This is a genomic window from Paenibacillus sp. YSY-4.3 (assembly GCF_054767475.1).
This window is the reverse complement of sequence record NZ_BAABMC010000003.1, coordinates 268,822-295,597: the sequence shown is the minus strand read 5'-3', so window position 1 is coordinate 295,597 and position 26,776 is coordinate 268,822. Positions and strand designations below refer to the sequence as shown.

Below are 26,776 nucleotides of genomic sequence, written 5' to 3'. Positions count from 1 at the left end.
CCTTTTGAACTGCCTCTAACGGGTGGAGGATGTCCATTGACGACAGTAACTTATAAACTGGATACCTTTGAGGGTCCGCTGGATCTACTGCTGCATCTCATCGATAAGGCAGAGGTCGATATATACCAAATATCAGTGAGTGAAATCACCGATCAATATCTAGAATACCTGGATAATATGCAGGAATTGGAGCTGGAAATCACGAGCGAGTTTCTGGTTATGGCAGCTACGCTGCTATCGATCAAGAGCAAGCAGCTGCTTCCAAAGCCGCCTGTGATCGAATTCGATGACGATTTCGATTATTTGATGGAGGATGAGGAGGATCCGCGGGACGAGCTGATCCGCAAGCTGATCGAATACCGCAAATACAAGGGGATTGCCGAGCATTTACATGAGCGGGAATGGGAGCGCAGCCTGATCTTTACGAAGGAGGCCGAGGATTTGTCGTCCTTTTTGCCGGATGTGCAGGACAATCCCGTTAAAGGGCTGCACGCAGCCGATTTGATCGCTTCATTCCAGAAGGCTCTGCGCCGCGCCGTGAAACGCAGCACGGTCGCCCGGATTCACCGGGACGAAATTTCGGTCAAGGATCGGATCCGCGACGTAATAGCTGCGCTGGAAAGTACGGGCACAGGCGGCAGGCTCCTATTTTCCAAGCTGCTGCACCCGGAGATGTACCGGCATGAAATCGTCGTAACCTTTCTGGCGATATTGGAGCTCATGAAGATGAAGCAGATCGTTTGTTATCAGAACAAGCTATTTGATGATATTGTGATGGAGTGGAGAGGGGAAGTTAAGGCAGATGAATTATCGGGATTTGAAGTCGATTATTGAAGGGTTGCTGTTCCTGGCGGGGGAAGAGGGACTCAGCGTGAAGCAGATTGCCGAAGTTACCGAACAGCGTCAAGACATCATTACCGATGCTTTATTGGATATGAAGTCGTCGTTTGAACGGGAGGGACGGGGGCTGCAAATCGTCCAGCTGGCGGGCAACTTTCAGCTTGCTACGCTGCCGGAGCATGCCGCCTATTTCGAACGGCTTGCTTATTCGCCGACCCGCTCGTCATTGTCCCAGGCCGCGCTGGAGACTTTATCCATCATTGCGTACCGGCAGCCGATAACCCGGATCGAGGTGGAAGAGATCCGTGGCGTCAAGTCGGAACGGGCCATTCATACGCTGGTGAACAAGGATTTGATCCAAGAGGTTGGGCGCGCCGAGGCGATCGGACGGCCAATTTTATATGGGACGACGGCTGCTTTTTTGGATTACTTTGGCTTGGGCAGCCTGCAGGACTTGCCGGACCTGAATGAGTTTGAAAACGCAGAGAATTTGGAGGAAGAGACCCAACTTCTATTCCAGAAGCTGGAGGAACAGCAGCTTACGTTTGATGACGTCAAAGATGAGTAGCAGCAGCTTTAGCGAATGATTTCCTTTTTGCGGAGCCATACTAATTCAAGATCGTCATTTGAATGGTATGGAGGGCTTTCCTGTGTGGATTTGGCTCGGAGTCATCCTGATCCTGTTGCTCGCATGTATTGCTTTAGTCCTCATTTTGTTATCTCCGATCAAATTTCGCTTGGTTGCCCGCAAAGTAAACTGGAACGAAACTGTTCGTTTTGAAGTGGTTACGCTTTACGGGTTGATCCGGCTTCGCTATGAAATTCCGTACATCATTTTCAAAAATATGAAGGACGGTTTCAAGGTGGAGCAGAATAATACGAACAACCTGGCGAAGGGACAAGTGGATAGCAGTGCGCAGGATATCAATAAAGGCAAAGTTCGTTTCTGGGCTGGTCAGTTCTATGATTTGCTGCGGGCGACGAGAGGGCTAAAGCAATGGATGGCAAGCACGCTTAAGCATATTTCATTTGATAAGCTGGACTGGTCTACGAATGTTGCTTTGCCTAATGCGGCTCATACCGCAACTTTATCGGGAGCATTGTGGGGCTTGAAAACGACGTTGATTGGCTGGCTATCTTGCTACATACGCTTAAGGCAAATGCCGAGGCTATTCGTTGTGCCGGTCTTTGACCAGCCGCCGCAATTTGTAACCGAAATCGAATGCAGCGGACAAATTCGCTTAGGGCGCGCACTATACGCCGGTTTCGTTCTTATTGTTCGCGTACTAAAGGTAAAAGGCGGATTCAAAAAATGGCTGAGCGTTACCATGAAAGGACATCAAGGGAGTTCGTGGTCTTAAGAGACCACCGGACTCCTTTTGATTTTAACGCGCATATTACGGCCTTGTGCTGTGCAAACTGTAGAAGTGAAGGTAGTTCTTATTACTTAGGTTGAAGAGGAGGATTAATTATGTCAGATCATCCGATCCAAGGGTTAATGCAAACGGCCATGGAGAACATTAAGGATATGGTGGATGTAAACACAATCGTCGGCGAGCCCGTAGAAACACCGGACGGCAGCGTTATACTGCCGATTAGCCGCGTTGGCTTTGGTTTTGCTGCCGGTGGTAGCGACTATAACATGGATGAGAACCACGGGAGCTCAGCTGCGTCGGATAAACAGCTTCCTTTTGGCGGCGGAAGCGGCGGAGGTGTGTCGATCAATCCGATCGCATTTCTCGTTGTTGGGAAGCAGGGTGTAAATATCGTTCCGCTGGATAATCAAACTCATCTGTTTGAGAAAATGATCGATTCTGTTCCTTACATGATGGACAAAATCCAATCAATGTTTCCCAATAACGGCGCGGGAACATCTCAATCAGCTTCGATTCAAGGGATCCCTGTTGCCGATCATAATACAGGAAATCCGTATAGCTAAGACAGGTTTCCTAGCCGATTAGGTTGACCGATCCTTTCCGCTGATTCCGGGAGGGGTCTTTTTTTGCCGGGAATGGTGGACATACTCTCCTCTTTTTCCGCATATAGTGTACAAGTATTAGCGCTACAATACCGGAGGAGTCGCATAATGACAATACGCTCGATATTTCGTTACAGCATGACAGCAATGATGGCTGTATCATTACTGATCCCCGTTAACGCCGCAGCAGAATATAAAGCTCCACGTCCGCCGGAAACGCATGCACAGGCGGCAACCCTGATCGACGTAAAGTCAGGACGTATTTTATACAGCCATCATGGTGACGTGGAAATGCCGGTGGCCAGTTTGACCAAGATTATGACAGCAATCGTCGCGATTGAGCATGGCAAATTGGATGAGGTTGTGACCGTCACCAAAAACGCCTATCGCAAAGAAGGCTCCTCTATCTATTTGGAGCTTGGGGAAGAGATGAAGCTGGAGAACTTGCTCTATGGCCTTATGCTCCGCTCAGGGAACGATGCAGCGACGGCTATCGCAGAGCATGTCGGCGGGTCGGAGGAAGGCTTCGTGCATTTAATGAACGAAAAAGTGAAAATGCTGGGACTCAAGCATACCCAATTCCAGAATCCGCATGGCCTTGATGCCAAGGGGCACTATTCCTCGGCGAATGATTTGGCGGTCATTACCGCGTATGGTTTGCAGAATCCCGTGTTCAAGGAAATCGTTAAAACGCGAAGCAAGCGTGCTCCCAATCCGAATAATCCTTGGGATTATAAATGGGACAATAAAAATAAAATGCTGCGATTCTATGAGGGAGCGGACGGCGTAAAGACGGGTTACACTAAAACCGCCCGGCGCTGCTTGGTTAGCTCCGCAAGCCGGTCAGGCCAGCAGCTCGCCGTCGTCACACTCAACGACGGAGACGATTGGAATGATCATCAGAAGCTGCTCGATTACGGCTTTGCCAATTACCCGCTGAAGGAAATCATCGGGGCGGGGCAGCCCGTGGAGAACGAATTTGTGACGGGCACCGGTTTTAGTTATGCTCTTGCCAATGGAGAACTGGAGCGCGTTCAGCGGAAGCTGTTTCTCAAGAACGCGCGGGCTAATGACTTCGGGTATAGGGGGCAAATCAAAATCTCGCTGGATGGCCATGAAATCGGACAGGTTCCCATTTATGAGCAAGGCAGCTTCATTCCCTCGCCAGACCCGGCGGGGGGGAATCTGAAAACAAGAGCGGTGTTTGCTGGCGGCAGTTGGGGAAATTCGTTTGCGGCAGCTATCAAATTACTGTTCCTCGCAGATTAGCAGATTACCCTGTAGGAGAGGGGATGAAATGATGGTCAACAAAATCTGGTTAGGGCTAATTATCATCGGTTTTGCTTTTGCGGCGGTCAAAGGGGATATCAATCTTGTCACTCAGGCGGCATTTGAGGGTGCTGCAACCGGTGTTACCGTTTGTTTCGGTTTGATTAGTGTTCTTGTATTTTGGATGGGAATGATGCGGATGGCGGAGGATGCCGGACTCGTCAAGGTGATATCCAAGCTGCTAGGGCCAGTCGTTACTTATTTATTCCCGGATGTGCCGAAGAACCATCCTGCGATGGGATATATTCTCTCGAATATGAGCGCAAACCTGCTTGGGTTGGGAAATGCTGCAACGCCGATGGGCATTAAAGCGATGCAGGAGCTGCAGGAGCTCAATCCAGACAAGGAGACGGCATCCGCAGCGATGTGTACGCTCCTCGCCTTGAATACTGCTAGCATTACCTTGATTCCAACGACATTGATCGCAATCCGGCTAAACTTCGGCTCCGCCAATGCGGCGGAAATCGTCGGCTCGACCTTGCTGGCGACGGCCATTGCCACCGCCGCGGCGATTGCAGCGGACCGCTGGTATAGGAACCGTACTTTCCGCCGTACGCCGAATCCGCCAGCGCCCGCTTCCGCAATAACGATGAAGAGGTGATCGTGCTTGCTGGATTGGATCAATATTATTTCGGCTTGGGCCGTTCCTGTGATGATTGCATTTATCCCGTTATATGCATTTATGAAGAAGGTTCCGGTGTATGAATCATTTGTAGACGGAGCCAAAGATGGCTTCTCTACGGCGATTGGCATCATTCCCCACTTGGTCGGGATGATGGTGGCGATCAGCGTCTTTCGCGCTTCTGGAGCGCTTGAATTCTTCGTCGGGTGGATGGGGCCGCTCCTTGAGAAGCTGCAGGTGCCGCCCGAAGTATTGCCTCTCGGAATACTCCGCCCTTTGACAGGAACTGGCTCCTTGGCCTTCACCACCGACCTGATCAAGATGTACGGGCCGGATTCGATGATTGGCCGGATCGCCTCCACGGTACAGGGAAGCACCGACACGACGTTGTACGTGCTGACCGTTTATTTCGGAGCGATAGGTATCCGCAATGGGCGTTATGCCCTGAAGGTCGGTCTCTTTTCCGATGTCGTAGGGTTCGTGGCCGCCATCGCGGTATGCTTGCTGATATTTGGTTGATCAAGCCGTTTCGACTGTTGAAAAGCAGCTCGAACGGCTCTTTATTTTTGCCGGATAACCTGTCCTATTGTGATTTATCTTTCATATATGTATCATGTTTATGAGGTGACTAAGGATAATGGAAAGATTACAGAAAATATTGGCCGCTGCCGGCGTGGCATCGCGCCGTAAATGCGAGGAATTGATTACAAGTGGACAGGTGCAGGTGAACGGCGAGACGGTTACTGCGCTTGGAACGAAGGCCGATCCGGCCGTTGACGTTATTACCGTGAACGGAAAAACGATCGGAGCAGAAAAGAAGATTTATATCATGTTCAATAAACCCAAAGGTGTGATCACGAGCGCTTCCGACCCGCACGGAAGAAAAATCGTCACCGATTACTTGAAAGGCATTACCGAGCGGCTGTATCCAGTAGGCCGCCTGGATTACGATACGGAGGGGCTGCTGCTGCTGACGAACGACGGCGACTTTGCCCATTTGCTGACGCATCCGAAACACCATGTGCCGAAGACCTACCTGGCTACCGTCAAAGGAGTTCCGCACGGTACGGAGCTGGAGAAGCTGAAGCAAGGCGTCATGCTGGAGGATGGGATGACAGCGCCGGCTGAGGTTGAATACCACGACGTGGATCCCGAAGGCAAGCAGGCGGTCATCAGCATTACGATCCACGAGGGCCGCAATCGTCAAGTACGCCGAATGTTCGAGGCGATCCAGCATCCGGTTACGAAGCTGAAGCGAATCTCCTTCGGGGGTCTTTTCCTCGACAATTTGAAAAGAGGGCTGTACCGCCATTTGAGCAAGGAAGAGGTCGAAGAGTTGTTCAAGCAAGCGCGAAACGCAGGCAAGCCAAGAAAACGATAGAAGGTCACATAAAGTTCAAATTTAACCTAGCGGCATCTATGACACTTTTCGTTATAATGTTCATAGGATATTCACCTTTTGTCCATAAATTATGAGCTTTGTCATAGAAGGAGTGCTGATAATGGGTAAGGCAAGGCGTCCGGTACAAATTATCATATTGACGCTCATCGTCATTTTGGGAGGTTATGCGATAGGCACGGCTGTGCTTGGAGGCGAGAAGGGGAGTCCTCAAGCTGGGGATAAACCTCCTGCCTTCAACTTGCGCGGTTTAGACGGACAGGTACATAATCTGGAGAAATACCAGGGCAAGTCGCTGGTTATTAACTTCTGGGCGACCTGGTGTACGTACTGCGTGAGCGAAATGCCGGCTTTGCAGACGCAATGGGAGAAATGGAAGGATCAAGACGTCGTTATACTGGGGATCAATACCGGGGAAGACGATTTGACCGTGGCCAATTTCGTAAAGCAAACCGGAGTCGATTTCCCGATCTTATTCGATAAGAAAAATGAAATCGTTAGACAATACGGGGTTGTTCCGATGCCGACTACTTTTTTTGTGAATAAGCGAGGCAAAATTATCTCCATCCATCAGGGCGAGCTGGATTTGAAGACGCTTAACCAACAAATCGCCACGCTCGTTGCAGCCAATTGATGAATAGGAGGACCAGACATTGATTAAAAATACGAAATGCGAATGCGGGCATCAGAATCCGGTCGGCACGGTGCTCTGCGAAGCATGCGGCAAACCTCAATATGAAGAGACGGGCGGTAACTCCGCTGAACTGCTGGAGATGCGCTATGACGGGGTAGCCCGCCGCTCGCAGCGGGCCAATCCCAATTTCATCGATAAAATTTGGAATTTCTTCTCTTCGGTTAAAGTAGCGGTGTACTTGATCAGCATTACATTGGTCGGAGCGATGCTCGGCACTGTGTTTACCCAAGAGACGATGTTCGTAAAAAACTTCAATGCGGCCACCTACTACAAACAGAAGTATGGAACCATCGGTCAGATTTACTATAAACTCGGATTGTCCGACACGTACAATTCCTGGTGGTTCATTCTGCTGCTTGTCATGATTGGCGCATCGCTCGTTATTTGTAGTTTGGACAGGGTATTACCGCTCTACCGAGCGCTGTCCAAGCAGAAGATTCGCAAGCATATGCAGTTCTTGACACGACAAAGGGTCGTCTATCAGGGACCCGTTTCTGGCAGCGGAGAGGAATGGGTGCACCGGGCCATTGCTCCTCTGAAGAAGAAGGGTTACCGGGTTCATATCGACGGCGGGGCGTTGCTGGCAGAGAAGCAGCGTTTCAGCCGCTTGGGTCCTTACGTGATTCATATCGGCCTGATTGTTTTCCTGCTCGCCGTGTTATTCCGCGGGCTGCCCGGCCTCCATATGGACGAGCACCAATGGTTTGCTGAAGGCGAAATCACACAGATTCCCGATACGAACTATTATTTGAAAAATGAGAAATTTACCGTGGAATATTATACCGAGGACGAAATGTCCGAGGAATTCAGGGAAAAAGGGAAAACCGTTCCAAAGCTATTCGAAACGAAGGCCGTGCTGTACAAGTGCGTTGCCAGCTGTAATGATCCGTTGAAGGAACCTGAGCTTGTAGAGGTCGACCGGCATAACATCCGTGTCAACGATCCTTTGAGTTACAAAGGCCTTCAGGCCTACCAATTCGACTTCGAGGAGGTTACGACGCTGCGCTCCGTACAGCCGACCCTAGTGGATCAGGAGACGGGGGAAGAGTACGGAAAGTTTACGCTGCGCATGAACGACCCCGAAACGGAATATGACGTAGGGCCTTATCATTTGAAGCTCAAAGACAAGTATTTGGATTTCGGCCTGGACGAGAATAATAAACCGATTACGAAATCGGGCGAACCGAATGCACCGGCCTTCTTGTTTACGATAACAGGACCGGGTCTGCCCGAGGACGGGGGACAATACATCTACTTTCCGTACCTTCAGCAGCAGGAGCTTTTCGGGCAGGAAAAGCTGAATGAAGCGCTTGGGGGAATTAACCACAAGCTGAGATTCGATATGCTAGCAATGGAGGACGTTGACTTCATTCATTTCAACAGTTTTTTGAACATCCGCGTCGACCGCGCCATGCCTTTTGTATGGACCGGACTCGGGATCGTCATGCTGGGGCTTATTATGGGCTTCTATTGGCAGCATCGCAGAATATGGCTGCGCATCGATGACGGCATCCTGACCTTGGGCGGGCATACGACCAAGAATTGGTTTGGGATGAGGTGCGAAGTGTCATCGTTCTTGGAAACGATGGAAATTGAAGTGGATGAGAAGTCTTTGGATAACGGAGGGAACCGGTCATGAATTTATTGGAGATCAGTAAACAGGCATTTGTCATTGCATTTTTGCTTTATTGTGTGGCATTTTGTTTTTATGTGGTAACGATTACCGGGAAGACATGGAAGAATCGTGACCCACAGGCGCATGAGCGCAAATGGGGAAAAATTTCATTTATCACTTCCACGCTGGGACTTATCACTCATTTGGTATACGTAGCAACGAGATGGGCCTGGTCAGGACACATTCCGGTCAGCAATATGTATGAATTCATGTCCTTCCTGTCCCTAATGATCATCATGGCATTTACTGTCTTGTTTTTGATTTACCGCAAAGCCTTGCTCGGTTTGTTCGCGACACCGCTGGGCATCGTCGTCATGGCTTATGCGGCGGTATTCCCGAAGGACGTGCAGCCCTTGATTCCGTCCTTGCGCTCGATTTGGCTGTACATTCACGTTACACTGGCCGCAGCAGGGGAATCATTTTTTGCTATCGCTTGTGTCGCCGGTCTGATGTATCTATTGCGTACGGTCGATTTCAAGGGTACCGATAAATCGGCGCGCCGCCAGAGACTATGGCTTGAATTTACGTTTTATTCTATTATTATAGTAGTGGGATTTATCGTTTCGGTATTTGCTTTCCGTGCCGCCGGGTACGAAGCAGTGTTTACGCCTAAACCTACGGAGGCCGGGCAGTCTACGTCGGTTGAAATGGTATACAACTTGCCGCCGATTGTAGCGCCGCATAATAGCCAGTTGGTTAGCTCCGATTCTTTCCTTGGCATGAGCAAGCCTTGGATTGAGGTTCCGTCTTGGTTCAAAGGGGAGAGCTCGGGCCGCAAATCCAATACGATTGTATGGGCGCTCATTACTGGAACGATCCTATACGGTCTGTTAAGGCTTATTATCCGCAAGCCGCTAAGCGAAGCGGTATCACCGGCCGTGAAAGGGTTGGACGCCGATCTTCTCGATGAAATCAGCTACCGTTCGATTGCCATCGGATTTCCGGTGTTTACGCTGGGCGCGCTCGTCTTCGCGATGATTTGGGCTCAGCAGGCTTGGGGCAGATTCTGGGGTTGGGACCCGAAGGAAGTATGGGCGCTCATTACCTGGTTATTCTACAGCGTGTATCTCCATCTTCGGTTATCCCGGGGATTCCATGGCCGCAAAGCCTCATGGCTTGCCGTACTAGGATTTCTGGTTGTCATGTTCACGCTCGTAGGCGTTAATCTGATCATCGCCGGTTTGCATTCCTACGCGGGAACGGACTAATGATATAATGTAACCATTTAAAGCGAATGGGAAGATGATGAAGGGGTTGTTGTTCATGTCAGATCAAGAAAACCGCATTCTCGTAGTGGACGATGAGGAACGCATTCGCCGTCTGCTAAAAATGTATTTGGAAAAAGAGGGTTACGAAATTGATGAAGCGGAAGATGGCGAGACCGCTCTCAAAAAAGCAACTTCCAATGATTATGGCTTGATTCTTCTCGACGTCATGCTTCCGGGAATCGACGGGGTAGAGGTATGCAGCCGTTTGCGGCAGATCAAGTCGACACCGGTGCTGATGCTCACGGCCAAAGGGGAAGAAATTAACCGGGTACAGGGATTTGAAGTCGGGGCAGACGACTATGTCGTTAAGCCGTTTAGTCCCCGTGAAGTAATATATCGTGTCAAAGCGATCATGCGGCGCGCGTCGGCTACAGCCTATTTGACCAAAGAGAGCGGAACCAGCAACAATATCGTATTCCCTCATCTTGTCATTGAACACGATGCCCATCGGGTAACCGCAAGCGGGCAAGAGGTGAGCCTTACGCCGAAGGAGTATGAGCTGCTCCACTATTTGGCCACTTCGCCCGATAAAGTATTCTCCCGTGAGGAGCTGCTGAAGGATGTATGGAATTACGAGTTCTTCGGCGATTTGCGGACCGTGGATACCCACGTGAAGCGGCTGCGCGAGAAGCTGAACAAGGTATCGCCGGAATCGGCAGCCATGATCACTACCGTGTGGGGCGTAGGCTATAAGCTGGAGGTCGCGAAATAAGTGAGCTTCTGGAGAACGCTTGTAGGTAAACTGTGGATTACGATCATCGGCCTCGTGGCCTTTGTGCTCATGAGCATGGGATTGTTTCTGCTGCCATATATCGATACGAATTTCACCGATCCCGTAGCGGTCAAGAAGCTGTTCGTCATCGTTTCGATCATCGGCTTCTCATTGACGACTTTCTTTGCCTTATTCCTCTTCACGAAGATTACTCAGCCGATGCAGCAGCTGATCAGCGCTGCCGACGCGATCCGCAAGGGGAAGTATGATACGAGGCTCTCGCTGCAAACGAGCGATGAGATCGGTGAACTGGCTAACACGTTTAATCATATGGCTGAGGAACTGGAGAATACGATCCGCAGCTTGAATCATGAGAAGGAACACCTGTCCAGCGTTTTAAGAAGCATGAATGATGCAGTGATTACGTTAGATTGGGGGGGAGCCGTCATTCTGACCAATCCTCCGGGCGATCAGCTTCTCCAATTATGGGGTGATCTGCTGGATGAAGAGAATGACGTTCTCCAGTTCAAAATGCATGGCGAACGGGCGATCGAGATTCCCAAACCGCTTCTTCCGATGTTTCAGAAGGTGCTGAATCAGGAAGGGGATCAAAGCGCCAATATACACGTCAAGCAAAGCGTGTGGTCCGTGCACATGGCCCCGCTTTCCTCGGATGGTGAAATTAGAGGCGCGGTAGCGGTTCTGCGGGATGTGACTGAAGAGGTGCGCTTGGAGAAGATGCGCCGGGATTTCGTTGCCAATGTATCACATGAAATCCGGACTCCGCTGTCGATGATGCAGGGGTACAGCGAAGCGCTTCTAGATGGAATGGCAACTTCTCCGGAAGAGAGCCAGGAGCTTGTACAAGTGATCCACGACGAGTCGCTGCGTATGGGGCGGCTGGTGCGCGACTTGCTTGATCTGGCCCGGATGGAAGCGGGTCATACCGATATCGCGATGCACCGGGTTGACGTGAAGGAGCTTGTTGAGCGAGTATATCGCAAGTTTGCGGTACGGGCCAAGGAGCATAATGTTCAATTGGAGCTGGAATTGGGTAGCGGACCGATGATTTCCGATGCTGCCAATGAAGATCGATTGGAGCAGGTTCTCACGAACTTGCTAGACAATGCTTTCAGGCATACGCCAGAGGGGCGGAGCGTCTACATCGCTGCGGATGCCAAGGAGGGCAAGCAAAGCCGTGAACTGCACATCTCCATTCGTGACGAAGGCTCAGGGATACCGACGGAGGATTTACCGTTCGTATTCGAGAGGTTCTATAAAGCCGACAAAGCCCGGGTTCGGGGGACGGCTGCTGGAACGGGGCTTGGCCTTGCTATCGTAAAAAATATCATTGATGCCCATCACGGCTCAATTCAGGTTCAAAGCGGGGGCGGGAAAGGGGCGCATTTCCATATTGTCCTTCCTGTCGAAAAGGAACAATAAACGTAAAACATCCTTACATTGTAAGGATGTTTTTGTTGAAAATTTTCTGATCTCGAAGATAAATCTTGTTCTTCGTGGAACAACGAAAGAGGGGCTTCAGACGTGGTATTCCACCGATCTGAGGCCCCTTGCTTAATCTGCAGGCAATATTAATTAAATTCGATTTGCAGTGCGGTGTTCAGCTCTTGCAGGCTCATTAATTCATCGAGCACATTTTTGGAAACTGTCTTATCTACGGTCAGCACCATGATCGCCTCGCCGCCAACAATTTTACGTCCAACTTGCATCGAAGCGATATTTACATCATTTTTGCCGAGCAGAGTGCCTACGCTTCCGACAATGCCAGGCTTATCATTATGAGAGATAAAGATCAAGTTGCCTTCCGGAGCGATATCGACCGGGAACTTGTCGATCCGTACGATCCGCGCGCCGTATTCTTTCAGTAAAGTGCCTGCGATGCGGCGATCCTTGCCGTCTTCTGTTTTCAGCGTAACGCTGATACGGTTCGTAAAGCCTTTGCTAGCTGAGGATTGCGATACAACCACATCGATATCGCGTACCTTGGCCAGGTGCACTGAGTTGACGATGTTCACGTCGTTGCCAAAGTGGCGGGATAATACACCCTTGATGATGTAGCGCGTTAGTGGTTGAGTATCCACCTCTGCCAATTCGCCGGCGTATTCGACATGAATTTCATGCACAGCCTGGTTGTTCAACTGGGCAGCAAATGCACCGATTTTTTCGCCAAGCTCGAAAAACGGCTGCAGCTTGTTCATAACGCTAGCCGCGACTGGAGGCATGTTAACTGCGTTCTTGAACGGTTCGTTGCGCAGAATGTGCAGCACTTGCTCCGATACGTCGATCGCTACGTTCTCCTGAGCTTCTACGGTTGATGCGCCCAGATGCGGAGTAACGATGATTTTCGGATTGTTCAGGAAGGGATGATCCGCTGCTGGCGGCTCCTGCTCGAATACGTCGAAGGCTGCACCAGCAACGATGCCTTGATCGATCGCTTCAACCAATGCCTGCTCATCCACTACGCCGCCGCGGGCACAGTTAATGATGCGCATCCCTTTTTTCATAACCTCGAATTGAGGACGGGAAATCATGTGCTTCGTTTCAGGAGTAAGCGGCGTATGGACCGTGATGAAGTCGGCGTTGCGTACGATATCATCGACAGTAGCTAGCTTTACGCCCAGTTTCTCAGCGCGCTCCTCCGTCATGAATGGGTCGTATCCGAGGATGTCCATGCCAAATACCTTAGCGCGTTTAGCAACTTCACTGCCGATGCGGCCCATGCCGAGAACGCCCAGCGTCTTGTTGCGCAGTTCCACGCCGAGGAATTTGCGGTCCCAAGTTCCTTGGATCGTTTTGGCGTAAGCTTGCGGAATATGACGGGCAAGAGCCATCATCATTGCAAATGCGTGCTCGCATGTCGTAATCGTGTTGCCGTCCGGAGCGTTGATAACGATGATACCGCGTTTGGTCGCTGCATCCAGGTTGATGTTATCGACACCGACGCCTGCGCGGCCGATCACTTTCAGATTGGTTCCAGCTTCCATAATTTTCTCGGTGACTTTCGTTTGGCTGCGTACGAGCAGAGCGTCGTAATTGGGAATGATTTGGATGAGCTCATCCTCCGAAAGTCCCGTCTTTTTCTCTACTACAACGTCGCTTGCGTCCATCAACTGTTGGATACCAAGGTCGCTGATGGGATCGGATACTAATACTTTGTACATGATTTCTTTTCCTCCTAAAAGTTTTGTATATAGCATTGCTTCTTCGGAAAGTCATCGATACAAAACTCTCTTCGGAAGCATTCGCTTAAGTTTTGTATATAGCATTGCTTCTTCGGAAAGTCATCGATACAAAACTCTCTTCGGAAGCATTCGCTTAAACAAGGAAACACTATGTCCCGATACCGTTCCAATGCGTTAGAGGAGCGAAGCATCGAGGTTCAACCAGTAGATGACGGCTATGGACAGGCTGCCGACAAGCATAAAAAAACTCTCAATCCGCATACTACTTCCGTAGTAAGGGACGAGAGTTGTTCGTGGTACCACCCTAATTCGCTGCTCCTCACAGATACAGCCTCAGTTGTCGTAATGACATGTTGATAACGGAGTTCCTCCGATTGTGCCTACTCATTTCGTTTCAGCACAATTACTCAGGATCGCTGGAGTTCCCATTCCGCTACCGGTTTGCAGCACCACCGGCTCTCTGTAAGCTTCGCGACAACTCGTTTCCTTCATCGTGTTTTACAAATGCAATTTTTCATAATGTATCATGACCTGAAGGAAAGTGTCAATACCCGTAAATCATAGGGCCGGAGGAACCTTGAATAAGCTTGGTATTTTGGTTATGATTTTAGTGTTGTCGAAATGTGTTGGTCCCCGTAATGAAGGCAGATGCCTACTGCTCGGAGAAGAACGGTACCTCCGGAAGGAATTCCGTTGCATAGTACGTCGATTTCCATTTCAGGAACTCTTTGCCTTGCACAGCTTCGGTATCTATGAGGACGTTGACGATCGACGTTACCGAATTGAGCTTCATGGAGCCAGCTTTGCCGCTGTCGATCATCTGGTCGATTTTGGCCGTCATATCCTGCGGGAGATACGATACATAGAGATTGCTGCTCGCCATCAGGTCGCTGACAATTTTATTTTTTACCGCAAGCGGGTAGCTTGTCCATTCTTTGACGGATGTGTTGTCCTGGAACGCTATGTCCGAAGGGATCGACTTGTTGCTTTTAGCGGCCCATTTCATCATGGCCGTGTAATATTTTTGCTGGGCTTTAAGACCGTATTTTTCGGCATTTTTCGTAAAATCGTCCTCGGAGAGCAATTTGGCAAGCTGAGCTCCGTTTTTGCTGCCGATTTCAACCCGGTTCGTGCTTTCATCAAAGAGCTTTAAGCTTTTCATAATTTCAGTTTGTGCATCTTTTAACAAAGGTGAAGACACCGTAATCGTCTGAGCTTGAATTTGCTCATACTGTTTGCGTGATGTATCGCGGATATCCTTCATGATGCCGATTGATTTTACCCGGGAGTCGCTGCGGCTCAGTTGGTCGACCAGCCCGAAATACTCATTTTTGAATTGCTCGTAAGGCTGGAAGACGACGTAGTAGTAAGCGACAAGATCCTGCTGCTCATAGGAAACCGTTGTTTCAAATCCCGTTTGGTTCGTGAGATGGGCGTATTTCTCTTCAGCTTGGGAGATTCCCATTTTGAAGCCGAGGAAAAAAGTTCCGAAGGCCGCAATCAGGGTAAACAGAAACCCGAGCATGAAGAGTAATTCGAACCGGTAAGATTTTTTTTGCATCGTTAAAACGCTCCTCTTACAAGTATTTTGTTTTGAGTCCGTGAGCACTAAGAAAGCTTATAAAGCTTACAATGCCTGGTACTGGTTGTGTGTATAGAACTATATTAAAGGACAGGGTTTGACGAATACTATGAGAAAAGACAAGTTTGGAAAAATAAAAATTCAAAGAGTCGATCCCGGTCAACTTAATGAGCGTTTATTGCTGATTAATTTATACATTACTCAAGGACTTACTTTATTTATCGGAATCATCATCCTGTTTTTTCAGAAGCGAAGCGCGTTCTCGTTGCTCCAATTCCCGGAAAATTATCGATTTCTGTTATGGGGTTGCGGACTGGCCGCAGCGATGTTTGGCATCGACTTTCTATTGTCGAGGTTCGTGAATGAGGAGAGCCTGGATGATGGGGGTATCAACGAGATGCTTTTCCGCAATCGTCCAATTTGGCACATTGCAATCATTTGCGTCATCGTGTCCATTTGCGAAGAACTGCTGTTTCGCGGGGCGATTCAGCACGGGCTCGGGCCGTATTGGACAAGTATCATTTTTGCCTTGATCCATGTCCGCTACCTCAAGCACTGGATTCCGACGGGCTGGGTATTTCTAAGCAGCTATGCGCTAGGTTACATTTATATACAGGCGGGTACGTTATGGGCTCCGATCGTGTGCCATTTTCTCATTGATTTCATATCGGGACTCGTCATTAAATTTCGGAGGGGAACATGAGTGAACGCTTGAGCAGGATGGAGCGGTACGGACAGCGCCGCCATCCGAAAGACAAACAACAACGATCCGGGACTTCAGCCCGGAAGCAGCAGGAGCAACAAAAATCGAGCGAAGCCATTTCCGGATATTCTGGAAGGAAAGCAGCCAATCAAGAAAGGTTGGCTATGGGACCTCATCATTCGCTTAAACGAAAACGAAACAAAGCTGATTATGCGGATACTCAGGAAATTGCGGAATCCAGCCCGGCGGGAGAGCATTTTAAAATAAAAACGCTGCCCCCGAAGGGCAGTGGAGAAGATCAGCATGAGTTAGCCGCTCAAGAGCTTCCCTCAAGGCGGGAAATTTATCCTTCTCAGCGGGTGAAGCTGACGAAATATTTTGTGAATACTTTGTTGTTCATTTTTGTGGCCGTAATGGTGGTCTTGTTCTGGTGGGGGATCAGCGAATCGCCATGGGGACAAAATAACGGCATGTAATTTACAACCTTGTCAGGTGGCATCTTTTTATCATATACTGTGTAGAATAATTTCAAATCCGGAATTTGCCGATGAAGAGAATCCAACTCGGAGGCGTTTTCGCCAAGGGAGCTTGCAAGTGCTGCGCTGCTTTCCTAAGTTAACCGGCACCGCCCGTTATCGCGGAACCAAAGCGATTGGACTGTCCACACAGTTCAATAAGTTGGGTGGCACCGCGAGCAGAGCGCTCCTCGTCCCAAAGGATGAGGGCGCTCTTTGTGTTTTTTGCAAGCTTACCCCAAAATAACCCCATCCGGGGGAAGGAGCGGTGTTGGTATGATGGATATGAAATGGATTCGGGATCATGCCGAGCAGATCCAACAGGCAGCGGATCATAAAGGGATTGAATTTTCGGTTCGTGAGCTTTTGGAATGGGACGATCGCAGAAAAAAATATCAGCTGGAATGTGAGGAGCTTCGAAGGCTGCGAAATGAAGGAGCAGCAAAAGCAAGCGTGCTGCTTGCTGCAGGGAAAGATGCCGAAGCCGCTGAGCTGAAGACGACCTCAAAGCGTGTCAACAAGGCGCTGAAGGAATCGAGCAAACGGTGGGAGGAAGCAGTTGAAGAGGTTGCTAAACTGGCTCTTCTAGCCCCTAACGTTATATCTGAAGACACTCCGATTGGAAGCTCGGAGGAAGATAACGTGGAAATTAGGCGCATGGGCAGAACTCCGGAGTGGAGCTTTATGCCAAGGGATCATGTAGAATTGGGCAAGATGCATGATATGCTTGATATCCCAAGGGGAGTCAAGGCAGGCGGAAGACGCAGTTATTATCTGAAGGGAACGGGGGTATTGCTGCATCGAGCCGTACAACAGCTTGCTTTCGATCTGTTAATAAAGCGCGGCTTTACCCCTATGGAGGTTCCATTGCTGCTTAAGGAACAGTCTTTTGTTCATAGCGGATATTTCCCCGCCGGACAGAATCAATCCTTTTATATTAAGGATGAAGAGAAGTGGCTTGCCGGTACATCGGAGGTTCCCCTCGTCTCCTATTATGGAGGAGATGTGCTGGATCTAAGTGAACCGCTAAGGCTAGTGTCTGTATCAAACTGCTTTCGCAGCGAGGTGGGGTCTGCCGGCCGGGACGTGAAAGGCTTGTACCGCGTGCATCAGTTTGCCAAGGTGGAAATGGTCGTGCTCTGTCAGCCCGATCCGGAATTGTCCGAACAAATGCTGCAGGAAATCACGAGCCATGCCGAGGAGATGCTTACACTTCTTGAGCTTCCCTATCGCGTAATGTCGGTATGTACAGGGGACATGTCGGCCAGGACGTATAAGCAGTACGATATAGAAACTTGGATGCCTAGTCGTGGCAGCTACGGAGAGACGCATTCTTCGTCTAATCTGCATGGCTTTCAATCACGTCGTGCCAATATTCGCTGCCTTAGCAAACAAGGTCATCCTGTGCACTGTCATACCTTGAACAACACGGCGGTTGCTTCTCCGCGGATTCTTATTCCACTTCTGGAGAATCATCAAGCGGAGGACGGTTCCATTTATATTCCAAAAGCGCTTCGCAAATATGTAGGAGGCAAGGAATGGTTCAGTCCGAATATGTGATTCTGGATGTTATGACAACGCGGATTGGGTATGCGGCTTAAGGATCCGGAATGCTGGTGTGGAAGCGTAAAAACCTAAATATAAGGGGCACCCTTGGTCGATCGTAGACCTAGGGTGCCCCTTTTCCCTGTTCATATATGACGTGCCTTCAGATGCATTTACGATTCAGTAGAGCCCTCGGGCGGAGCGGATATCGTTCTCGGATCAACGAATCCATAGCCTTTCGCCTTAATTTCCGTCAGGAGGTCATCCAGCGCTTCTTCTGTCCAGGGCAGCTCGTGCATCAGAATATTACTGCCGGGATGCAGCTGATCCATGACGTTCTTGATAACACCTTCTGGTTTATTCTTAAACTTGGCATCCCAATCCAGCGATCCGTTGGACCAGGTCATGTAAATCATTTCGTTATCCTTGACGATGCCGTGAAGCGTTTCGTTGCCTGAGCCGAAGGGAGGGCGGAAGAATCGCGGGCGCTCCCCGATGTATTCTTCGACAATGTTCTGTACGTCCTCAACTTGCTTGCGTGCGCTGTCCTCACTCTCTTTCTTCAAATCGATGTGATCCCAGCTGTGATTGCCGATAATTTGCCCGCGGTCATGGATAAGCTTCAGCAAATCCGGATTTTTCTTTACACGGTAGCCATTCACGAAAAATATCGCCTTAGCATCATGCTTGTCGAGCGTATTAAGGAGTCCTTCCAGCATTTCTTTCTCTTTCGGACCGTCGTCGAAGGTGAGCAGAACGACCTTCTTCTCGGTACCATCCTCATTCGGGACGACGTTGTAAGCTTTGTTGATGTGGTACTTGTACTCGGGCAGAGCCTCAGCATTGGTGGTACTGGTTTGCGAATTCGCCTCTTCCGCTCCCGTTGGATCATCGCTGCTGTCGTCAGCAGCATTATCTTGGGCTTCGCTACTATCCGGAGTGCCGGGGGAATTCGTTTCAGTTGACATGTTTTGTCCTGCATTGGCAGCATCAGGATTGCCGGCTGGACGAATGGAGCCGCATGAGGTGAGAATGATGCAGCAGGCTGCGATGAGCAGAAGCTTCTTGTTGAGCAAATGAATTCAACTCCCTTTCCATGTTTCTTCCTGTATTTATTGCGCATGAGTTTGAACCAATACGTGAACACTACAAATGATTTTAACACAATCAAGGAGGTTTTTTGGGTGAAATCTGTCTCATTCTTATGTGGTGCATTGGTCGGAGCGGCGGCGGTTATTTGGTCAGCTAAAAGAAACGGAGGCAAGCTCGCGGGGAGTAATGGCATTATGAAGCTGGCCGGAATGGGCATGAATCCTGCAGGCAAAGGGAGCGGACAAGGGCATACGTCCGAAAGCGAGCATAAGCACAATTCAACCGCTTTCGGCGACTCGAAGGTGCATCCCAGTTCCGCTTCATCCTCGTCCGATGCGGGTCATTCGAAGGAATACAGTGTAAGGCAAATTACGGACTTCATTAAGGGGAACGCGGATGTCCGCCGCGAGGTGGAGCAGATTTTGAAAGAGACCAACTCGGTCATTCCCGGGCTCTAAAAATTGCCGATTCATGAATCATTTTCAGCTCCTTCGAGGTTGAGCAGAAAATGATTCTTTTTTTGTCTATTTTATTACGTGCATTTAAGTAAGATAAATGATAACATACTTACAAAGAACCATTTCCAGCACATATTACAGCAGGTTTCATAATCTGTTATTACAAGGCTTTGGGAGGAGGATCCTGTATGAAAATTGAAAGACTAGGCCAAGATAAGATACGGATTTTCCTCACGTTTGACGACCTTAGCGAACGCGGCATCCAGAAAGAGGACATGTGGCAGGAAATTCCCAAGGTTCATGACCTGTTCACAGAAATGATGGATCAGGCTTACAATGAAGTGGGGTTTGACGCTACAGGCCCTTTGGCCGTTGAGGTATTTGCGCTTCCTGCTCAAGGAATGGTCGTCATAGTGACGCGCGGCAAATTCGACCATCATCATGGGGTTGGGCCGCACTACGAGGATGATTTACCGGATGAAGTCTATGAGATGGAAGTAACGCTGGAGCAGAGCGACACGATTCTATATTCCTTTGATGATTTTGAAGTATTGATCGAAGCGGCTCACGTTCTGCGGCCTATGCTTACCGAAGCTGGCAGACTTTTTAAATATAACGGGAAATGGGTTCTTCATTTAGAGCCGGAAGATTTAGAAGAAGGCAAGCATCCGGCAGTCATTGCGGTTCTCGCTGAATTCGGCGAGGCGACCTCCGTTACTCCGGCGATGCTGGAGGAGTACGGAAACCAGGTCATGTCCGAGAACGCGATCGGGGTTATTTGCAGTAACTTTAAGCGGCAGGACTAGACCATGATTCGGTGCTTTTTGTATCGGATCAACGAAAGCTTGAATAGTTCCAAATGGTCGATGAGGGGGGAATACCGTTGATTTTTTTCTCGATTGCGACCGCAGCGGTAGCCCCCGGAATCGCCTTGTTGACTTATGTTTACCTTAAGGACAAGTATGAAGCCGAACCGCTGCATATGGTCATTAAGGTTTTTTTGCTTGGATTTATAATTATTCTCCCGGTAATGATCCTGCAGAGCGGCTTGATGCTCTGGCTTGGTGAAAGCTCTCTTGTCAACGCTTTTGTCATTTCAGCAGGCGTCGAGGAGTCGTTGAAATGGTTCGTGCTGTTCCATATGATATATAACCATACGGAATTTGATGAACCTTACGACGGGATTATATACGCCACGGCTATATCGCTCGGCTTCGCAACGGTAGAGAACGTCATATACTCCTTTGCGCAGCAGGCTACTGTCGGAACATTGCTGTTGCGGGCTTTGCTGCCTGTCTCGGGGCATGCTATGTTCGGTGTCATGATGGGTTATTACATGGGCCGGGCCAAATTCTCTACAGGCAAGGATAGCCGAAGGTTTTTGGCATATTCATTGCTGCTGCCTTTGTTTTATCATGGTGTTTATGATTGGATACTGGATAATATTACTCAATACTGGATTTGGTATATTATTCCACTCATGGCATATCTGTGGTATGGAGGCATCGGGAAAATGTACAGGGCCAACAAGAGATCCCCTTTCCGAAGAATGCTCGAGGATAGGGTTAACAATAGTGAAAATAGGGCATCCTAATTACAGCGTATTCGCGGCAATGCAATCCATGTCGTGAAGCTGAAAGGGGTGCCTTTTTTTAGTGCGCGTAAAAGTGAAAATCACTTGTAAAACATGCGGTGAACGATTCGTTCTGCGCGGTAAAAAGGAGCGCGGCCAGATTGAGACGGGTTTCAAGCAATGTCTGTGCGATAACCGCCATGATTTCTTCATTGAAGAAGATATGCCTTAACGCCCATTAATAATGGGGAGCCAAGGGACAAGAAAGAAGTTTTCCGCGGAGCAGTGAAAAGTGAATAATCTTCCTTCCTTCTAGTCAAACTAACTTCAGTTCGTTGAAAGAAGGAGTGACATGATATGTATAAACGTTTGAGTGCCATATTATTTCCGATCGCTACGCTTATGTTAATCGGTGCTATAATGTGGGGCTATCAAGAAAACCAAGAAAAAAACGCGATTCTCATCAAAGCGGAAAATCAGTATCAGCGGGCATTCCATAATTTGTCGTTTCATGTCGACAAACTTCACGGAGAGCTGGGAAATACTCTAGCCGTGCATAGCGCCTCGACCGGGTCGCAGCGTAAGGGCTTGGTGAACGTTTGGAGGATTACGAGCGAAGCGCAAAATGAAATTAATCAGCTGCCCTTGACGATGCTTCCTTTTAACAAAACGGAGGAATTCCTGTCCAGAATTTCGAAATTTTCCTACCAGGCGGGGGTTCGCGATTTAGCTAAGCAGCCGCTGAACGACAACGAGTTGAAAAACTTGAAGGAGCTGTACAAGAGCTCCGCGCACATTTCCAAGCAGTTGCAGGACGTTCAGGACAATGTCATCTCCAAACGTCTTCGCTGGATGGACGTGGAGACTGCACTGGCCAATCCGAATAGTCAGCAGGACAACTCGATTATCGACGGTTTTAAGACGGTAGACAAGCGAGTCGGCGAATATCCGGAGCTAGAATGGGGCCCTTCCGTGTCAAGCATCTATAACAAACGCTCTGTAAAGAAGCTTGGAGGGCATCCCGTCAGTGTAAATGAGATCAAGACGAAAGCCGCCCATTTTGCAGGAGTTCAGTCTCCGCATAATATCAAGGTTACCGAAAATGGCAAGGGGACGGAATGGGCTTCATATACGGCCAAGGTTCAAGGAGGAGATCCATCCGAATCCGTTACACTCGATTTCACTCGGCAGGGCGGCCATCTGATCAATTACTGGAGCGACCGCCATATCGGACCTAAGGCTATCTCTCACGAAAAAGCCAGGGAGTCGGCGGATCATTTCTTGAAGAACAAGGGTTACAACGACTTGACGCCGGTAACTTATGACGAATACGACAATATCGGCAGCTTCACGTTTGTCAAAAAGGATAAAGACGTGCTAATTTATCCGGAGAAGGTTTCGGTGCGGGTCGCTTTGGACAATGGGCATGTGATCGGCATGCAGGCGAGTGATTACGTTTATGAGCAGCAGGACGGGAAGGAGCGCAAGCTCTCAAAACCCAAACTTACGCTTGATCAGGCTCGCAAAAAATTGAATCCCGAATACAAAGAACAGTATCATCGCCTTGCATTGATTGAGAACGATATGTCGGAGAAAGTGATGACATACGAATTCGGCGGTGCAATTAACGGCTCGAAATATCGTATTTATCTCAATGCCGATAACGGCAACGAGGAAGTCGTCGAGCAAATCCGCGACGGCCATGCAAAGCAGGCCTCTCGGTAATATCGAAAGACGGACCAGTATGAAATGAACTGGTCCGTCTTTTTATTTTTAGGCGGAATATTTATTTGAACTAGCCCGTGGTATAATCAGATGGTAATGATAACCTATAAATAACAAGGTGGTGGAGGGACTTGTTTCCTAGTGTAAATGACCTGTTGTATATCCAGGTCGCATCGGCTGACGGCAAAAATATGGATAAGGAATACAAGTCACGGATCGCCGATGTCGAAGACGATACGCTTCTGATCGAGGTTCCGATCGAAAGCGGCAGCGGGCATATGAAGCGGCTGTATATGGGGGATGAGTTGTCCGTATATTACTTGTCCGATCAAGGAGTCAAAAGTTATTTCAATACATACGTTCTCGGCTTCGCGGATGACGTCGTCCAGCTGGTGAGGATCAGAAAGCCCGAACCAGAGACGATTACCAAGGTGCAGCGGCGCCATTTCCTGCGGGTTGTGTCCAAACTGGACATCGCGGTGAAGCTTAAAGACGATACCCGCTTCGTGGCATTGACGGAGGACGTGGGAGGCGGAGGCGTATCCTTGATTGCCGATAACCAATACCGTTTGACCGAAGGCGAGCAGATCTATTGCTGGCTGCTGTTGTCATATAAGAACGGAAGCATTGACCATGTTCCCTTTGAGGCCGAAATCGTACGCACCAATAAACTCGAGACTGGGCGAACGATGGCGATGCTGAAATTCGTCAGCATATCCGACATGGAGAGGCAGAAACTGATCCGTTATTGCTTCGAGCGCCAGTTCGATTTTGCAAACCGTTAAAAACTCTTTCCCTCTGCGATTTCAAGGTACCGTCAAGATTGGCATCCGCTTGCTTTGGATATGCTAAAAATATCCATGTGAACGAGGTGAGCGAATTGCAGAGAGACCAAGAGGCAGAGGATTATACGGAGCTGTTTTTGACATTCAGCAACGGGATGGAGTCTTTCCTGAAAAAAGCTGTGATCGTTGCCCTGGCCGGGCTTTGCGTCTGCCAGATTGTCCTTAGAATTCCGGCTTTGAGAGCTTATATCGCTTCGGCTGACCGTTATGAAGGCGTTGCCCTCGACCGTCCCGGGGAACGATAACAAAGCAGGCTTGCAGACGGACGGCGTTGCCCGCTTTTGCATCCGACCATGTTGTGTGGTATAATTTTCACGTCGCAGGCAATGCCTGCTTTTTTATTGAGACCGTGTTTTGAGGAGGCGTCCGCGTTGGCAAGGACAACGTCATCACATAACGGCAAGATCAACATCGCGATCGACGGACCTGCCGGTGCGGGGAAGAGTACCATTGCCCGGATGGTTGCAAGCATGCTGTCATACGTCTATGTGGATACCGGTGCAATGTACCGAGCAGCAACTTGGTATTTGCAAAAAATCGGAATCGGACCGGAAGAAGTCGATAATGTGCTTCATTCGGTGCAAAACTTGGGTATAGAATTAATGCCAGGAGAAGACGGACAGAAAGTATTCGTAAACGGTCAAGACGTGACCGCCGAGATCCGCTCTTTAACGGTAAGCTCCCAAGTGTCCCGATACGCGCAAATCGAAGGACTGCGAACCTGGCTTGTGTCTCTTCAGCGTCAAATGGCTCTGCGCAAAGGCGTCGTCATGGATGGACGCGACATCGGTACGACGGTGCTGCCGGATGCTGAAGTGAAGGTGTTCATGACAGCAACCGTAGAAGAACGCGCCCGCCGCAGATTCAAGGAAATGCAGGATCAGCAAGGAATTACGTTGGAAATGATCGCCCGCGATATCGCAGAGCGGGATCGGCTGGACCAAGAGAGGGAAATATCCCCCCTTCGGCAGGCTGAGGATGCCATTCTGCTGGATACGACGGATTTAACGCCTCGTGAAGTGGCAGAGCGCATCGTTTCATTTAGCCAATCTTATGGGAGAGAGAACAGGAATGATTTATAGCTTTTGCCGTGGTGCATTACTACTTATTTATAAAGCGCTATTCCGTTTGGAGGGGAAGGGACTCGAGCATATCCCTGAGGAGGGCGGCGTGCTACTCTGTTCCAACCATATCAGCTTGCTGGATCCGCCGACGACCGGCATACTCTTGAAGCGGAAAGTACACTTCATGGCCAAGAAGGAATTATTCGACATCTTCGGTTTTGGCTGGCTGATTACGCAGCTTGGTGCATTTCCTGTCAAGAGAGGCGGCGTGAGCAAGGAGTCGATTAAAACTGCATTAACCATTCTGCGTACGGGTAAAGTAATGGGGATTTTTCCGGAAGGCTCCCGTTCCGGCGGAATGGGCAAAAGGGGAGCAGCGACCTTCGCGCTTCGAAGCGATGCTGTCATCATTCCCGTAGCCATTATTGGAAATTATAAGTTATTCAAGAAAATGAAAGTCGTTTACGGAGCTCCGATTGATATTTCGGAGTTCAAAGATAGCTCTAATCCTGATGCCGCAGAACGCGTAACGGAAATAATTATGTCCCGGATTGCGGAACTAAAGGCTCAGGGATGATTGGATTGATTGCTGGACAAGAGTTTATCATGCATGAAGGCAGGAGACTTTTGGAAAGCTATCAACATTAAGTTGTTTTGAACTTCGCTTCAAGCGGGTTTAAATAAATGGGTTGCTGAATTGAGGAGGGTATTGACATGTCGGAAGAAATTAAGAACCAAGAAGCTGTTGAAGCAGCGAACCAGGATGAACTGGATCAAATCGTATCCTTGAAAAAAGGGGACACCGTTAAAGGAACGATCGTCAAAATCGAGGACAACCAGGCTTATGTGAGCATTGGATATAAATATGACGGCGTTATTCCTATTCGTGAATTGTCCTCTGTTCATTTGGACAGCGCTTCGGATGCCGTTCAAGTTGGCCAAGAAGTAGAGACCAAAGTCGTTAGCATTGACGACGAGAAAGAGCGTCTCGTGCTATCCAAACGGGCGATCGACAGCGAAAATGCATGGGAAGAGCTGCAGAAGCGCTTTGAAAGCCAAGAGACTTTCGAAGTAACCGTTGCCGATGTCGTTAAAGGTGGTATCGTAGCGGACGTTGGTGTACGCGGATTTATCCCTGCATCGATGGTTGAGCGTCATTTCGTGGAAGATTTCAGCGATTACAAAGGTCGCACGCTTCGCGTAAAAGTGAAGGAAATCGATCCTGAGAACAACAAAGTGATCCTGTCGCAAAAAGACGTTCTGGATGAGGAATTCGAAGCGAATAAGCTCAAAGTGATGGGCGAGCTGCAAGAAGGCCAAGTCATCGAAGGAACAGTTCAGCGCCTGACTCAGTTCGGGGCGTTCGTGGACGTAGGCGGCGTAGACGGACTTGTTCACGTATCTGAAATTGCTTGGAACCATGTTGATAAACCAGCGGATGTACTTTCCGAGGGACAACAAGTGAAGGTTAAGGTTCTGAAAGTTGATCCTGAGAAAGGCAAAATCAGCCTGAGCATCAAGGCTGCAACGCCTGGCCCTTGGGATACAGCGGCAGAGCAATTCAAGTCGGGAGATATCGTAAGCGGTGAAGTGAAGCGCCTTGTCAACTTCGGTGCTTTTGTCGAAATTGCACCTGGAGTAGAAGGACTAGTTCATATTTCGCAAATTTCCCACAAACATATCGGTACACCGCATGAGGTATTGAAAGAAGGAGAGACGGTTCAAGTCAAAGTTCTGGATGTGAATACGGCCGAGCAGCGGATCAGCCTGAGCATTAAGGAGACGGAAGAGGCTCCAGCTCCGGCACCGAAGAGTGAGAAGCCGTCCAGAGGCAGCAGCGTAAGAAAAGAAGACTTGAACGACAATCCTAACGTTTCGCTGAACAATCAAGGCCTGAGCGTTACCCTTGGCGAGCGGTTTGGTGACAAATTGAGCAAGTGGAAATAGACGGGAT

30 protein-coding genes and 1 other annotated feature are annotated in these 26,776 nt (G+C 49.2%); of the genes, 26 read left to right on the top strand and 4 right to left on the bottom strand.

The window, feature by feature from the left end; all coding sequences use genetic code 11:
- Positions 1–36 precede the first annotated feature (36 nt).
- From ACYUJT_RS12150 to ACYUJT_RS12090, 13 genes are all read left to right on the top strand, one after another.
- Positions 37–834 (top strand): segregation and condensation protein A, encoded by a 798-nt coding sequence (locus tag ACYUJT_RS12150; protein WP_460322242.1) that lies wholly within the window; start codon positions 37–39, stop codon positions 832–834.
- On the top strand, positions 803–1,408 hold the full coding sequence (scpB, locus tag ACYUJT_RS12145) for an SMC-Scp complex subunit ScpB (RefSeq protein ID WP_460322240.1): 606 nt from the start codon (positions 803–805) through the stop codon (positions 1,406–1,408). Before ACYUJT_RS12150 ends, scpB begins: the two co-directional genes overlap by 32 nt.
- A gap of 82 nt (positions 1,409–1,490) precedes the next feature.
- On the top strand, positions 1,491–2,201 hold the full coding sequence (locus ACYUJT_RS12140) for a DUF2953 domain-containing protein (RefSeq protein ID WP_460322238.1): 711 nt from the start codon (positions 1,491–1,493) through the stop codon (positions 2,199–2,201).
- Positions 2,202–2,311: 110 nt separating this feature from the next.
- A complete protein-coding gene (ytfJ, locus tag ACYUJT_RS12135; RefSeq protein ID WP_460322236.1) occupies positions 2,312–2,779 on the top strand; it encodes a GerW family sporulation protein in 468 nt (155 codons plus the stop codon).
- Between the two features lie 147 nt (positions 2,780–2,926).
- A complete protein-coding gene (locus tag ACYUJT_RS12130) occupies positions 2,927–4,087 on the top strand; it encodes a D-alanyl-D-alanine carboxypeptidase family protein (protein ID WP_460322233.1) in 1,161 nt (386 codons plus the stop codon).
- A 31-nt stretch (positions 4,088–4,118) separates the two neighbouring features.
- Positions 4,119–4,748 carry a nucleoside recognition domain-containing protein gene (locus ACYUJT_RS12125; protein WP_460323289.1) on the top strand — a complete coding sequence of 210 codons (630 nt, stop codon included), beginning with the start codon at positions 4,119–4,121 and terminating at the stop codon, positions 4,746–4,748.
- 6 nt (positions 4,749–4,754) lie between these two features.
- Complete coding sequence (locus ACYUJT_RS12120; protein WP_460322231.1) at positions 4,755–5,288, top strand: spore maturation protein; 534 nt, start codon at positions 4,755–4,757, stop codon at positions 5,286–5,288.
- Between the two features lie 118 nt (positions 5,289–5,406).
- Complete coding sequence (locus ACYUJT_RS12115; RefSeq protein WP_460322228.1) at positions 5,407–6,150, top strand: pseudouridine synthase; 744 nt, start codon at positions 5,407–5,409, stop codon at positions 6,148–6,150.
- A 121-nt stretch (positions 6,151–6,271) separates the two neighbouring features.
- Positions 6,272–6,802: a redoxin domain-containing protein gene (locus ACYUJT_RS12110; protein ID WP_460322226.1), complete on the top strand. Its 531-nt coding sequence runs from the start codon at positions 6,272–6,274 to the stop codon at positions 6,800–6,802.
- Between the two features lie 19 nt (positions 6,803–6,821).
- On the top strand, positions 6,822–8,501 hold the full coding sequence (resB, locus tag ACYUJT_RS12105; RefSeq protein WP_460322224.1) for a cytochrome c biogenesis protein ResB: 1,680 nt from the start codon (positions 6,822–6,824) through the stop codon (positions 8,499–8,501).
- Positions 8,498–9,745 (top strand): c-type cytochrome biogenesis protein CcsB, encoded by a 1,248-nt coding sequence (gene ccsB, locus ACYUJT_RS12100; protein WP_460322222.1) that lies wholly within the window; start codon positions 8,498–8,500, stop codon positions 9,743–9,745. The genes resB and ccsB overlap by 4 nt, the downstream gene beginning before the upstream one ends.
- 55 nt (positions 9,746–9,800) lie before the next feature.
- Positions 9,801–10,517, top strand: a complete 717-nt coding sequence (locus tag ACYUJT_RS12095; protein WP_055107737.1) for a response regulator transcription factor — start codon at positions 9,801–9,803, stop codon at positions 10,515–10,517.
- Positions 10,518–11,960, top strand: a complete 1,443-nt coding sequence (locus ACYUJT_RS12090) for an ATP-binding protein (RefSeq protein ID WP_460322219.1) — start codon at positions 10,518–10,520, stop codon at positions 11,958–11,960.
- Positions 11,961–12,109: 149 nt separating this feature from the next.
- Here ACYUJT_RS12090 and serA read toward each other — a convergent pair whose 3' ends face one another.
- From serA to ACYUJT_RS12075, 3 genes are all read right to left on the bottom strand, one after another.
- Complete coding sequence (gene serA, locus ACYUJT_RS12085) at positions 12,110–13,699, bottom strand: phosphoglycerate dehydrogenase (RefSeq protein WP_460322217.1); 1,590 nt, start codon at positions 13,697–13,699, stop codon at positions 12,110–12,112.
- Between the two features lie 195 nt (positions 13,700–13,894).
- On the bottom strand, positions 13,895–14,023 hold the full coding sequence (locus tag ACYUJT_RS12080) for a hypothetical protein (protein WP_460322214.1): 129 nt from the start codon (positions 14,021–14,023) through the stop codon (positions 13,895–13,897).
- Positions 13,994–14,221: a binding site (T-box leader), on the bottom strand. It overlaps the preceding gene by 30 nt.
- Positions 14,222–14,372: 151 nt before the next feature.
- Positions 14,373–15,281, bottom strand: coding sequence for a hypothetical protein (locus ACYUJT_RS12075; protein WP_460322211.1), 909 nt, complete (start codon positions 15,279–15,281; stop codon positions 14,373–14,375).
- Positions 15,282–15,411: 130 nt separating this feature from the next.
- Between ACYUJT_RS12075 and ACYUJT_RS12070 the strand changes: the two genes are divergently transcribed.
- The 3 genes from ACYUJT_RS12070 to serS all read left to right on the top strand — a co-directional run bounded on the left by ACYUJT_RS12070 (position 15,412) and on the right by serS (position 18,080).
- A complete protein-coding gene (locus ACYUJT_RS12070) occupies positions 15,412–16,005 on the top strand; it encodes a lysostaphin resistance A-like protein (protein WP_460322208.1) in 594 nt (197 codons plus the stop codon).
- Positions 16,002–16,481 carry a hypothetical protein gene (locus tag ACYUJT_RS12065; RefSeq protein ID WP_460322206.1) on the top strand — a complete coding sequence of 160 codons (480 nt, stop codon included), beginning with the start codon at positions 16,002–16,004 and terminating at the stop codon, positions 16,479–16,481. Before ACYUJT_RS12070 ends, ACYUJT_RS12065 begins: the two co-directional genes overlap by 4 nt.
- 315 nt (positions 16,482–16,796) lie before the next feature.
- Positions 16,797–18,080: a serine--tRNA ligase gene (gene serS / locus ACYUJT_RS12060; RefSeq protein WP_460322204.1), complete on the top strand. Its 1,284-nt coding sequence runs from the start codon at positions 16,797–16,799 to the stop codon at positions 18,078–18,080.
- Positions 18,081–18,238: 158 nt separating this feature from the next.
- Here serS and ACYUJT_RS12055 read toward each other — a convergent pair whose 3' ends face one another.
- Positions 18,239–19,141, bottom strand: a complete 903-nt coding sequence (locus tag ACYUJT_RS12055) for a polysaccharide deacetylase family protein (RefSeq protein WP_460322202.1) — start codon at positions 19,139–19,141, stop codon at positions 18,239–18,241.
- 108 nt (positions 19,142–19,249) lie between these two features.
- Between ACYUJT_RS12055 and ACYUJT_RS12050 the strand changes: the two genes are divergently transcribed.
- The 10 genes from ACYUJT_RS12050 (at position 19,250) to rpsA (ending at position 26,769) form a co-directional block, all read left to right on the top strand.
- Entirely contained in the window at positions 19,250–19,615 is a 366-nt protein-coding gene (locus ACYUJT_RS12050; protein ID WP_460322199.1) for a hypothetical protein, read from the top strand.
- A gap of 188 nt (positions 19,616–19,803) precedes the next feature.
- Positions 19,804–20,421, top strand: a complete 618-nt coding sequence (locus tag ACYUJT_RS12045) for a genetic competence negative regulator (RefSeq protein WP_213590599.1) — start codon at positions 19,804–19,806, stop codon at positions 20,419–20,421.
- Positions 20,422–20,498: 77 nt separating this feature from the next.
- Positions 20,499–21,209 carry a glutamic-type intramembrane protease PrsW gene (gene prsW / locus ACYUJT_RS12040; RefSeq protein WP_460322196.1) on the top strand — a complete coding sequence of 237 codons (711 nt, stop codon included), beginning with the start codon at positions 20,499–20,501 and terminating at the stop codon, positions 21,207–21,209.
- 61 nt (positions 21,210–21,270) lie between these two features.
- Positions 21,271–21,420 (top strand): hypothetical protein, encoded by a 150-nt coding sequence (locus ACYUJT_RS12035; protein WP_460322193.1) that lies wholly within the window; start codon positions 21,271–21,273, stop codon positions 21,418–21,420.
- Between the two features lie 125 nt (positions 21,421–21,545).
- Positions 21,546–22,913 (top strand): germination protein YpeB, encoded by a 1,368-nt coding sequence (gene ypeB, locus ACYUJT_RS12030; RefSeq protein ID WP_460322191.1) that lies wholly within the window; start codon positions 21,546–21,548, stop codon positions 22,911–22,913.
- A gap of 131 nt (positions 22,914–23,044) precedes the next feature.
- Positions 23,045–23,698: a flagellar brake protein gene (locus ACYUJT_RS12025; protein WP_460322189.1), complete on the top strand. Its 654-nt coding sequence runs from the start codon at positions 23,045–23,047 to the stop codon at positions 23,696–23,698.
- A gap of 95 nt (positions 23,699–23,793) precedes the next feature.
- A complete protein-coding gene (locus tag ACYUJT_RS12020; protein ID WP_460322186.1) occupies positions 23,794–24,003 on the top strand; it encodes a hypothetical protein in 210 nt (69 codons plus the stop codon).
- A 126-nt stretch (positions 24,004–24,129) separates the two neighbouring features.
- Positions 24,130–24,840: a (d)CMP kinase gene (cmk, locus tag ACYUJT_RS12015; protein ID WP_460322183.1), complete on the top strand. Its 711-nt coding sequence runs from the start codon at positions 24,130–24,132 to the stop codon at positions 24,838–24,840.
- Complete coding sequence (locus tag ACYUJT_RS12010; RefSeq protein ID WP_460322180.1) at positions 24,830–25,399, top strand: lysophospholipid acyltransferase family protein; 570 nt, start codon at positions 24,830–24,832, stop codon at positions 25,397–25,399. Before cmk ends, ACYUJT_RS12010 begins: the two co-directional genes overlap by 11 nt.
- A gap of 137 nt (positions 25,400–25,536) precedes the next feature.
- Positions 25,537–26,769, top strand: a complete 1,233-nt coding sequence (rpsA, locus tag ACYUJT_RS12005; RefSeq protein WP_460322177.1) for a 30S ribosomal protein S1 — start codon at positions 25,537–25,539, stop codon at positions 26,767–26,769.
- Positions 26,770–26,776: the final 7 nt, after the last annotated feature.